Source organism: Rubrivirga sp. (assembly GCF_049648075.1).
Classification (GTDB): Bacteria; Bacteroidota; Rhodothermia; order Rhodothermales; family Rubricoccaceae; genus Rubrivirga.
Map to the genome: position 1 here is coordinate 1 of NZ_JBARYR010000724.1, position 10,818 is coordinate 10,818.

Annotated in this window: 8 protein-coding genes and 1 pseudogene; 3 read left to right on the forward strand and 6 right to left on the reverse strand. The window is 69.3% G+C overall.

Annotated elements, in window-relative coordinates; genetic code table 11:
- The 3 genes and pseudogenes from WBA11_RS19020 to WBA11_RS19030 form a co-directional block, all read left to right on the forward strand.
- A pseudogene (locus WBA11_RS19020) lies at window positions 1–203 on the forward strand (hypothetical protein); the annotation flags it as partial.
- A 330-nt stretch (window positions 204–533) separates the two neighbouring features.
- Entirely contained in the window at window positions 534–1,646 is a 1,113-nt protein-coding gene (locus WBA11_RS19025; protein ID WP_424522201.1) for a metal ABC transporter permease, read from the forward strand.
- Entirely contained in the window at window positions 1,643–2,749 is a 1,107-nt protein-coding gene (locus WBA11_RS19030; RefSeq protein WP_424522202.1) for a metal ABC transporter permease, read from the forward strand. Before WBA11_RS19025 ends, WBA11_RS19030 begins: the two co-directional genes overlap by 4 nt.
- Window positions 2,750–3,383: 634 nt before the next feature.
- Here the strand turns inward: WBA11_RS19030 and WBA11_RS19035 are convergent.
- The 6 genes from WBA11_RS19035 to WBA11_RS19060 form a co-directional block, all read right to left on the reverse strand.
- Window positions 3,384–5,093 (reverse strand): acyl-CoA carboxylase subunit beta, encoded by a 1,710-nt coding sequence (locus tag WBA11_RS19035; RefSeq protein WP_424522203.1) that lies wholly within the window; start codon window positions 5,091–5,093, stop codon window positions 3,384–3,386.
- 155 nt (window positions 5,094–5,248) lie between these two features.
- The gene (locus WBA11_RS19040) at window positions 5,249–5,437 is read right to left on the reverse strand and encodes a general stress protein CsbD (RefSeq protein ID WP_424522204.1); all 189 of its coding nucleotides are present in this window, start codon (window positions 5,435–5,437) and stop codon (window positions 5,249–5,251) included.
- Between the two features lie 517 nt (window positions 5,438–5,954).
- Window positions 5,955–6,797, reverse strand: coding sequence for an MBL fold metallo-hydrolase (locus WBA11_RS19045; RefSeq protein WP_424522205.1), 843 nt, complete (start codon window positions 6,795–6,797; stop codon window positions 5,955–5,957).
- Between the two features lie 23 nt (window positions 6,798–6,820).
- Window positions 6,821–7,942 (reverse strand): AI-2E family transporter, encoded by a 1,122-nt coding sequence (locus WBA11_RS19050; RefSeq protein WP_424522206.1) that lies wholly within the window; start codon window positions 7,940–7,942, stop codon window positions 6,821–6,823.
- Window positions 7,943–7,967: 25 nt separating this feature from the next.
- On the reverse strand, window positions 7,968–8,501 hold the full coding sequence (locus tag WBA11_RS19055; protein WP_424522207.1) for a cyclic nucleotide-binding domain-containing protein: 534 nt from the start codon (window positions 8,499–8,501) through the stop codon (window positions 7,968–7,970).
- 208 nt (window positions 8,502–8,709) lie between these two features.
- The coding region (locus WBA11_RS19060; RefSeq protein WP_424522208.1) for an ATP-binding protein at window positions 8,710–10,818 on the reverse strand (2,109 nt) is incomplete at its 5' end.

The following is a 10,818-nucleotide window of genomic DNA, read 5'->3' on the forward strand; positions in this document are numbered from 1 at the left end:
ACCACGACTTGCAGACGGTCCCCGAGTACTTCGACTGGGTCCTCTTGCTCAACGTCCGCCGCGTCGCCGCCGGCCCGGTCGACGAGGTGTTCACCGACGCCAACCTGCGCGCCGCCTACGGCGGCCGCGTCCCGTTCCAGTCCGCCGTCCTCGAGGCGACTCTCGACCTCGAGGGCGAGTCGGCCCTGCCTCGAGGTCGCTAGAGCTGTGGACCCTTCTGCCGCTGCCCTCATTGTCGCCCCCGCGCGACCGCATTCGCCCTCGAGGCCGGCTCGGTCACCTCATGTGCAGGGCGCCGGCTTGTTTTGCAGGTGTGGGCGTGCCTCGCGCCAAGCGCTTCTCCATCAACCGTCCTCCCCGCGCAGGCGGGGATCCAGAGTGCCGAGCGCGAAGCCTTCCTTGCCCTCGAGGTCGGGCCGAACGCCGCCGCTCACCCTAGAGAGGGGACGTCGTCTCCGTCCTCGAGGACGCACGAGGCAGGGTTCTGCCCTCGAGGGCGCGTCTCCCGGAGTGCCCAGCCATCCTCGAGGACGATGATCGAGCTCGATTACACGCTGCGAACCGTCGCGCTCGGCGCCGCCGTGCTGGGGCTGTCGTCCGGCTCGCTCGGCTCCTTCGCGGTCCTGCGAGGGCAGTCCCTCTTGGGCGACGCGATCAGCCACGCGGCCCTGCCCGGCGTCGCGCTCGCGTTCCTGCTGACGGGCAGCAAGGCGCCGTTGGTGCTGGTCGTCGGAGCCGGGCTGGCGGGGTGGGTCGGGACGCTGGCGGTGATGTCGGTCGTCGGGCGGAGCCGGGTGCCGTACGACGCAGCGCTGGGGATCGTGCTGTCCGTGTTCTTCGGCCTCGGCGTCGTGCTTCTGACGTTCATCCAGTCGAGGCCGGACGCGAGCCAGGCCGGCCTCGACACGTTCCTGTTCGGCCAAGCCGCGGCGCTCGTGGGACGGGACGTGGTCACGATGGCCGCCCTCGGTGCCGTCGCTCTGCTTGCGATGGGCGTCTTCTGGAAAGAGTTCAAGCTGCTCTTGTTCGACCCCGACTTCGCCGCCGTCCAGGGCTTCCCCGCCCGCGCCCTCGATGTCGGACTCACGACGCTGCTGGTGATCGCGATCGTGATCGGCTTGCAGACCGTCGGCGTCGTCCTGATGAGCGCTCTGATTGTGGCGCCGGCCGCCGCCGCTCGTCAGTGGACCGATCGCCTGTGGGGCGTCGTCGTGCTCGCGGGCGTCTTCGGCGCGCTCAGCGGAGCCGCCGGGGCCGTCATCAGCAGTGCCGGCGCAGGCATCCCGACGGGTCCGACGATCGTCTTGGTGGCGACGGCCGTCGTGATGCTGAGCCTGGCGTTCGCGCCGCGCCGAGGGCTCGTTGCGGCGTGGCTCAGGGGACGGCGCAACCGGCGCGTCCTGCGCGTCGCCGGCACCCTCGAGGACCTGTACACCCTGGCGCTCGGCCACCAGAACCCGCACCACCCGCACGCCGCCGCCGCGTTGCGCACGATGACGGCTCGGCCCGAGTCCGTCGAGCCGACGCTGCTCGCCCTCGAGGCGCAAGGCCTGGTCGAACCCCAGAGTGACGCCTGGGCGCTCACGGCACGAGGCCTATCCGAAGCCCGCCGCTTGGCGCGGCAGTCCGACCTCGAGGACGCATGACGCCGCAGATCGAGATTCAGTTGATCGCCGCCGTCACGGCCGCCGCGTGCTCGCTGATCGGCGTGTTCCTGGTGCTCCGCAAGACGTCGCTTCTCTCGGACGCGATCAGCCACGCGATCCTACCAGGCATCGTACTGGCCTACTTCTGGACGGAGAACCTCAACTCTCCGCTCCTGCTTCTGGCTGCCGCTGCGACGGGTGTGCTGACGGTCGCGCTGATCGAGGCGCTGGGAAACACGCGGCTGGTCAAACAAGACGCGGCCATCGCACTCGTCTTCCCAGCGCTCTTCTCAATCGGCGTCGTTTTGATCTCGCGGTACGCGTCCGGTGTCCACCTCGATATCGACGCCGTCCTCTTGGGCGATCCGGCGTTCTCGTGGATCGAGCGCGTCAGGATCGGAGGCCAGGATCTCGGTCCGCAAGCGCTGTGGCTGATGGGCGTCGTTCTGGCGGTGTGCCTTGCGTTCACGGGACTGTTCTACAAAGAGCTCAAGCTGAGCACGTTCGACCCCGGTCTCGCCGCAGCGCTCGGACTGGCGCCTGCAGCCGTCCACTATGCGTTGATGTCGCTGGTCTCCGTGGTCGCCGTCGGGGCATTCGACGTTGTCGGCTCGATCTTGGTGATCGGTCTGATGATCGCGCCGCCGGCCGCCGCGTGGCTCTTGACAGACCGCTTACCCGTCATGCTCGGGTTGTCTGTCGGGATCGGGGTCGCGAGCGCCGTCACCGGCTACTGGCTCGCCCGCGTCCTCGACGTGTCGATCGCAGGATCGATGGCCGTCATGGCCGGCGTCTTGTTCGCACTGTGCTTCGCGTTCGCGCCGCATCGAGGACTCGTGGCGCAGGCCCGTCGGCGCGCTCGCCAGCGGGTCTCTTTTGCCGAGCGGATGTTGCTCGTCCACCTGCTCCACCACGAGCACACGCCGGAGGCCGACCGCGAGTGCCGAGTCGGGCACCTGCAGGACCACCTCCGGTGGGAGAAGGCGTTCGCCTCGAGGGCGGTCCGCGCGGCCGAGCGCGGTGGCTCTGTGCGGCGAAGCGGCGACCGTCTCGCGCTGACGGAGTCGGGCCGAGAGGCGGCGCAGCGGGCGATGGTGGCGTAGCTCGCGGTCGGCCGCCGGGTGGGGAATTAGGAAAGAGCGGGCGTGGTGCTCGTCCTCGAGGTCGGAGCCTCTACCTCGATTCCTACTCCACCTGCCTGTCATCCTGAGCGGAGCCGGAGGATCTCGACGCGCTACGCTTCACCCGTGGTGTTCTCGCCCTCGAGGTCGCTCGGAGCACGACCGGCGATTGAGGCGCGCCCGGAGAGGTTGGCAAGCGCGCACGTTCTGGATCCCCGCCTGCGCGGGGATGACTCGTCTGGGAGAGGCCGTGTCGGCGGTTCGTCCTCGAGGTCGCTGTCCGTCCTCGAGGTCGCTGTCCGTCCTCGAGGCCGCGGTTCGTCCTCGAGGCCGCTGCTGAACTGCGCGCTCGAATGTGACGCGTCGAGATCCCTCGACAGGCTCGGGATGACGTTGTAGGAAGGTCGGGGTGCGGTCGGCGCCGCACGTTGGCCGCGGCAGCCGGGGAACCGTCCTTCAAGACCGGCGCCAGCGGCTAGCACAGCCTTACTAGCCGTCATCCTGAGCGGAGCGCAGCGGAGTCGAAGGATCTCGACGCGCCACGCTCTGCTATGGTGCCCAACCCGTCCTCGAGGACGGGATCGCCCTCGAGGGGTCGCCTGTTGCCCCGTCCTCCTTACGTCTGCAACACGCCGACGCGGAACGGCTCCATCTCCGGGTTGTGGTCCGCCATCTCCAAGCCCGTCGCGAGCCAGCCCCGCGTCTCGCGCGGGTCGATGATCGCGTCCACCCACAGACGAGCGGCGGCGTAGACCGGCGACGTCTGCTCGGCGTAGCGGGCCTCGATCTGGTCGAGCCTCGCCTGGCGGTCCTCCTCAGACAGCTCGATGCCCTGCTTTGACAACGTCCGCTCCTCTATGGACAAGAGCGTCTTGGCCGCCTGGGCGCCACCCATGACCGCGATCTGCGCCGTCGGCCAGGCGAGGAAAAGGCGAGGGTCGTAGGCCCGGCCGTTGAGCGCGTAGTTCGCCGCCCCGAACGAGTTGCCGACCACGACCGTGAACGTCGGGACGACCGAGTTGGCGACGGCGTTGACCAGCTTAGCCCCGTCCTTGATGATGCCGCCCTGCTCCGCCCGCGTGCCGACCATGAACCCGGTCGCGTCCTGGAAAAACACCAGCGGGATCCGCTTCTGGTTGCACTGCATCACGAACCGCGCCGCCTTGTCGGCCGCGTCGCCGTAGATGACGCCTCCGATCTGCATCTCGGCCGCCTTGCCCTTGGGCGCCTTGGCGCGGACCACCTTGCGCTGGCTCGCCACGATCCCGACGCTCCACCCGTCGATCCGGGCGTAGCCGCAGATGAGCGTCTGCCCGTACCCCGCCTTGACCTCCGTCCACGAGTCCTGGTCGACGATGCGGGCCAGGACCTCGCGCGTGTCGTAGGGCTGCTGGCGCGACTCCGGGAAGACGCCGAGCACGCCCTCGAGGTCGAACGCCGGCGCCCTAGACTCGTCGCGCGTGAACCCGAAGCGGGGGAGAGGCCCGAGCCCACCGACCAGGTCGCGAACGGTCGCGAGGCACGTCTGATCGTCCGGCATCTTGTACTCGCAGACGCCCGAGATGTCGGTCTGCGTCGTGGCCCCGCCCAAGGTCTCGACGTCCACCTCCTCGCCGATGGCGGCCTGGACCAGGAACGGGCCGGCCAAGAAGACGGAGCCCGTCCCGTCGACGATCAGGCTCTCGTCCGACATGATGGGCAAGTAGGCGCCGCCCGCGACGCAACTCCCCATGATGGCCGCGATCTGGGGCACGCCGAGCGCCGAGAGCCGGGCGTTGTTGCGGAAGATGCGCCCGAAGTGGTCGCGGTCCGGGAAGATCTCGTCCTGCATCGGCAGGAACACGCCGGCCGAGTCGACGAGGTAGATGATCGGGACGCGGTTCTCGAGCGCGATCTCCTGGGCGCGGAGGTTCTTCTTGGCCGTGATCGGAAACCACGCGCCGGCCTTGACGGTGGCGTCGTTGGCGACCACCATGCACAGCCTCCCGTTGACGCGTCCCAACCCCATCACCGTGCCGCCCGCCGGGCACCCGCCGACATCCTCGTACATCCCGCGTCCGGCGAACAGCCCGATCTCGCGGAACGCCGAGTCGTCGTCCAGAAGGGCCGCGATCCGCTCTCGCGCCGTCAGCTTGCCGCGCTTGCGCTGCCGCTCCGCCGCCTTGTCGCCCCCGCCGCGCCGGACCTCCGCGGCCTGCTGCTCCAGGGCTTCGAGGCCGCGCTGGTGGAACGCGACTCGGGCGTCGTAGGCGTCGCGGAGCGGCCCCTCGTCGGGGACCGCAGAGCCGAGGGGGAAGGGGCGGGGCGCGTCGGCGGTCTCGGACATGGGCGTGGGGAGGGTCCGCGCAAGCTACCGACCGTGCCGGGCCGACCTCGAGGTCGCACGGTGTTCCTCGGAGAACGCGACCTCGAGGGCGAGGCCAACGAAAAACGACGTGCCCCGGTGTCAGGGCACGCCGTCGCAGTCGTCGAGATCAGTCTCTAGAGAAACGCCGACATCTTGTTCATGATCACCTTGCGGTCCTCGCCGGTCTGGGAGTGGATCAGGTTGACCATCTGGCTCAGGCTCCCGCGGGCCTTCTTCATCTCGGACTCGTCGAGGTCGCCCCAGGTCGAGAGGATCTGCGCCTTCATGCGCTCCCAGTTGTCGTTCATGCGCTGCTTGCCCATCTGTGTCGTTGGATGTGTCCGGCGGGGACGGTGGATCGGTTTTGCCCCTCAAGGTAACGGGAGCCCTCCACGCCCTCAAACGAAGCTCCAGCGCGGGATCGTGTGGATGGGGGATGGGGGATGGCCGGGCCTCGAGGGCGCGGAATAGTTCCAGAGTCCCACCCAGCCTCAGAGCCACTAGGTCGGGTCCCCCCCCCCCTCCTCGGATGAGGAAGGGGACAGGGGTGATTCCTCGTCCTCGAGGCCGTCGGTTCGTCCTCGACCGGATCGTCCGGTTCGTATGGCGTCGACGCGTGCTCCCTCGTGGTTGGAGAGCGAGCAGTGCCACTCCCGTGTAGGCGGGACCGCGAAGCGACGGCGTAGCCAATCCAGAGAGGGCGAGCATTGTGCCGATCGAGTCCTGGATCCCCGCCTTCGCGGGGATGACTCGGCTTGGGGAGTCGACAACCTGCGGGACCAATCACGAGCGTCGCGCTCCTGCCGCTCGTCCTCGAGGTCGCCGCTCGTCCTCGAGGCCCTACAGGAAGATTTCCAGGCCCTCCGTCGCGAGGTCCGTCGCCTCGAAGCGGCTGCGCGCTCGGTCCCGGATCCGCTCCAGCGTCGCGTCGTCGTGCGACGGGTCGTGGTGGAACAGCAGGAGCCGCCCGACCCCGGCCTCGAGGGCGAGGTCCGTCGCGTGTTCCCACGTCGTGTGGCCCCACCCCCGACGGAGCTCGTACTCGTCGGGCGTGTACTGCGCGTCCGAGATCAAAAGGTCGGCACCTCGCGACACCTCCCGGAGACCCTCGTCGTGCGCCGGCGAGCCGTGCTCGTAGTCCGTCGCGTAGACCACGACCGCGCCGTCGACCTCGATGCGGTAGCCGTGGGCACCCTGCGGGTGGTTGACCGGGAATGGCCGAACCGTCATCGGGCCGACCTCGAAGGGGTCGCCGTCCCGCACCCGGATCGTCTCCGTCGCCGCTGCGAGCTCGTGGAACGGGACCGGGAAGTACGGCTCGCTCATCTGGCCGCACAACAGGCCCGTCAGGTGCTCGTCGTCGGTCGCGGCGTAGAAGCGGACCGTGTGGCCCGGCGTGTAGAGCGGCGCGAAGAACGGGAGCCCCTGGAGGTGGTCCCAGTGGAAGTGTGAGAGCGCGAGGTGGACGTCGAAGGGCTCGCCACCGGCCGCGGCGGCCAGCGCGTACCCCAGCCCCCGCGCTCCGGTCCCCGCGTCGAGGACGAGCGTCGTCCCGTCTGCGGCGCGGACCTCGACGCACGACGTGTTGCCACCGACACCCAGGAAGCCGTCCTCCGGTGTCGGGATCGAACCGCGGACGCCCCAAAAGCGAACGGTGAGGCGGGCAGGGTCGGGTCGAGACATCCGGAAAGATCGCTCTGGCGAGCTCAGAGGTGGTAGCGACGCAGCCCGATGGCCGTCTCCAAGAACATGACCTTGAGAACGGCCGCCGTCGGGACCGCGAGGGCCATGCCCAGGACGCCACCGATCCGGCTACCGACCAAGATGGCGAGGAGCACCATCACCGGGTGCATCGACACGTTCTTGCCGGTGATCCAGGGCTGGAACACGACGTTCTCCACGGTCTGCAAAACCAAGAACAAGACCACCACGGACGCCACCTGGTCCGTGCCTCCGGTCGTCACGATCGACACCATGACGGACAGGCCTGCCGAGACGACGAACCCGACGTACGGGACAAAGTTGGCGAGCCCCGTGACCAGGCCGAGCACCAGGTAGTAGTCGACGCCCAAGAGGCCGAGACCGAGCGCGGTCGAGGACCCGACCAGGAGCGCGATGAGCGCCTGGCCGCGGAGGTAGCCGCCCAAGTGCGCGTCGGCCTTGAAGAAGACGGTCATGGCGAACTCGAAGTAGCGGTTCGGCACGATCGATAGAACACGCTTCCGGAGAGACGGGCCGTCTTTGAGGAGAGCGAACACGACGAACGGGACCACGACCGCATTCCCGATGCCCTCGAGGGCGCCCGGTACGTACCCGATCAAGGCGCCGGAGCTGGACGACAACGCGTCCTGAATCGAGGCGACCAAGCCTAGGTCCCCGGCCTCGACGACACCGAGGCGGGACGCCATCGCGGCCTCAGCGTCTCGGACGAGGGTGAGTAGCTCCCCGCTTTCCCAGCGCGACTGCAACGACGAGAACTGCTCGAGGACGGCGGGGAGCGCGAGCGCGACCACGAGCGAGGTCATACCGAGGAGAACGACCAGGACGGCCGCCGTCGCGAGGGTCCGGTCGATGCCTTGTCGCTCGATCCGGTTGACGACCGGGAGGAGGAGGTAGGCCAGGACGGACCCGAGCAGGACGAGCCCAGCCAGGTCGGGGGCGACCATGATGACGCTCACCAGTCCGAGGACTGCGAGGGCAAAGGCCCAGGCGCTCAGCCGACTCGCAGCGACGACGGGGGTCGGCTCCACTTGGACCGGCGGATCGGGGCCGATGGCTGGCGGCCGGTTCCCGGTGACCAGGCTCTCGCGTGTGGGAGGCGGGGCCACCGGCGATGGCGGATCGAGGACGACCTCAGCCACCGGTGGCGACACCGTCGACGCTCGCGGCTCGGAGCTCTTCGCACTCCTTCGTGAGAGCCTCCACCTCATCGGACACCTCGACCAGGCGCAACCCGACCAGGCGGGAGAGCGCGAGCAGGACCTTGACGCCGAGGCGGGGGTTGCGGTCGAGCAGGCCCAGCAGGTCGGGCTGGAAGAGGCTCAGGAGCGTGCAGTCCGTCTTGGCCCGCGCGGTCGCGGTGCGGATGACCTCGTTCAGAAGGGCGATCTCGCCGAAAAAGTCGCCGTCGACCAACTCGACCAGCTCTCGTCCGCTCGGCTCGCTCTGGATCGAGACGGCCCCTCGCGCGATGATGTACATGCCCAGTCCCGGCTCGCCCTGGACGAAGATGGACTCACCCGCGACGTACTCACGACGGTGGAGCAGACGCTGCACGGCGTCGATCTCTCGCGACGAGAGGTCCTCGAAGAGGGGAATCGCGCTGAGCAGATCGTCCTCGGAGGACCCGCCGCCGCCGCCGAGCAGGCTCTTCCAGAGGCTTTGCATGAGGGGGGGTGGAGAAGGGCACGCCATGCTACGACGGAGTCCCGTTCCTGATCCGTTGCGCAGTCGGCGCCCTCGAGGGCGAACGGCGACGGTCCAGGACCGACCTCGAAGAGCGGCGTGCACGATGGAACCACGGCGAGCGAGACGACAGGTCGGCGGAGCGGCCGTCCTCGAGGGCGCCGATTGTCTCGGGCGACGACGCCTCGCTCTACTTGTCCGGCTGTCGGTCCGGGATCACGATGTGAAACGCCGTCCCCTCACCCTCGGTGCTCTCGACGGTCATCTGGCCGCCGTGGACCTGGGAGACGATGTCGTGAGCGAGCGACAGGCCCAGGCCGGTGCCCTCACCGGTCGGCTTGGTGGTGAAGAAGGGCTCGAAGATCTTGGCCTTGACCGCCTCGGGGATGCCCGTCCCGTTGTCCCGGACGACGACCTCGACGTCGGAGCCCTCCCTCGAGGTCGCGACCGTCACGCGGGGTCGGTACGCGTCGCCCTCGAGGGCGGACCGCTCGGTGACGGTGTGGAAGGCGTTCGTGAGCAGGTTGATCAAGACGCGGCCGAACTCCTGGGGCACGACCTCGACCTCGTCCGCATCATCCGCGAACTCGCGGACGATCTCGACCTGAAAGTCGGAGTCGTTGGCGCGTGCGCCGTGGAAGGCCAAGTTGGCGTACTCGTCCACGAACCGGTTGATGTCGACGCGCCCCTTCTCCGCCGAGCCGCCCCGGCTGTGGAGCAGCATGGACCGCACGATCCGGTCGGCCCGCTGGCCGTGCTCGCGGATCCTGCGGGCGTTCTCCTGCAAGTCCTCGATCAGGTCGCTCACGTCCTCGAGGACGCCCGACGTGGGGTTGTCTCCGGCGTGCTCCATCTCTTCGCGGAGCTCCTGCGCCAAGTCGACGGACAAGTCGGCGAAGTTGTTGACGAAGTTGAGCGGGTTCTTGATCTCGTGGGCGATGCCGGCCGTGAGCTGGCCGAGCGACGCCAGCTTCTCGCTCTGGACGAGCTGCGTCTGCGTCTGCTGCAGGTCGCGCAGGGACGCCTCGAGCTGGCCATTCGCCTCGGCGAGCTTGGCGTTGGCGGCCTCGACCTCGCGCTTGCCCTCGAGCTCGGCGGCCTTCCGGTCGTTCTCGGCCTTGAGCGCGGCGGCCTCGGCTCGGGCCTCTCTCTGCTCGGCCTCGGCGGCTTCGGCGCGCAGCTCGGCCTCCCGGCGCTCGGCGCGCTCCCGCTCCTGCCGCAACAAACGCGCCCGCTGCCACTGATCGGCACGGACCAAGGCGGCGATGCCGACCAAGACGAAGCCCGTGATCGCCCACCAGGTCCGCCACCACGGCGGGTTGACGACGACCTCGATGGACGCCATCGCCGCTCGGGCGCCGTCCGCGAACCCGATGCCGTCGGCGTTGGCGGCCTGGACCTGGAACGTGTAGCGGCCGGGCGGAAGCGACTCGTACGTCGCCTCGCGCGAGGTCCCGACCTCCTGCCACTCGCTCTGCCGGAGACCGTCCAGGCGATATCGGAACGTGTTCTGGAGCGGCGTCGAAAAATGGAGCCCCGCGTACTCGATGGTCAAGAATCCCTGGCTCGGGCCGAGCGTGATCTGGTCCGCAACCGGCGCCGCGACCTCGAGGACGCCGTCGCCCGGCGCGGTGGACTGCCCCGAGACCTCGACGTCGGTGATGACGACCTGGGGCGGGTTGCCGTTGACGACGGCCAGCTGTCCGGGGTCGAAGGTCAGCAGCCCCCGCGTGCTGCCGACGTACAGGCGACCGTCAGGCGCCCGCGTCGAGGCCGACGACAGCGTCCGGTCCGCGTCCGCGACACCGGCTCGCTGCGCGAACGTCTCGGTCAGCGGCTCGAAGCGGGACAACCCGGCGCCGGTGCTGAGCCACAAGAAGCCGTCCCCGTCCTCGACAATGGCCAGCACGTCGTCGTCCGGCAGATCTGTCGTGGACGCGAGGTAGCGCTGAAAGCCGGCCTCGAGGTCGTCGACGTCGGCGCGGTGCAGGCCGGCGTCGGTCCCGATCCACAGCGCGTCGTTGGGCTGCGCCCGAAGCGCTTGAATGGTCCCGCTCGCGAGCGACTGCGGTCCAGAGCCGGCCTCGAAGCACGTTGCCGAGCTGGTCGGGATGTCGAGCCGGCACAGGGCCGCGGCCGTCCCAACCCACAGGGCGCCCCGAGCACCGAGCGCGAGGGCCGTCACCTCGGCGCCCGCCGAGACCCACACGCGCGATGACGTGCCGCCCTCGAGGTCGTACCGGAGCAGGCCCTGCGTCTCGGTCCCGACCCACAGCGTGCCCTCGCCGTCGCCCAGGAG

Bases quoted from the DNA above. Each gene is read 5' to 3' on its own strand.
- WBA11_RS19025 (WP_424522201.1), top strand. From the start codon at position 534: ATGATCGAGCTCGATTACACGCTGCGAACCGTCGCGCTCGGCGCCGCC.
- WBA11_RS19030 (WP_424522202.1), top strand. From the start codon at position 1,643: ATGACGCCGCAGATCGAGATTCAGTTGATCGCCGCCGTCACGGCCGCC.
- WBA11_RS19035 (WP_424522203.1), bottom strand. From the start codon at position 5,093: ATGTCCGAGACCGCCGACGCGCCCCGCCCCTTCCCCCTCGGCTCTGCG.
- WBA11_RS19040 (WP_424522204.1), bottom strand. From the start codon at position 5,437: ATGGGCAAGCAGCGCATGAACGACAACTGGGAGCGCATGAAGGCGCAG.
- WBA11_RS19045 (WP_424522205.1), bottom strand. From the start codon at position 6,797: ATGTCTCGACCCGACCCTGCCCGCCTCACCGTTCGCTTTTGGGGCGTC.
- WBA11_RS19055 (WP_424522207.1), bottom strand. From the start codon at position 8,501: ATGCAAAGCCTCTGGAAGAGCCTGCTCGGCGGCGGCGGCGGGTCCTCC.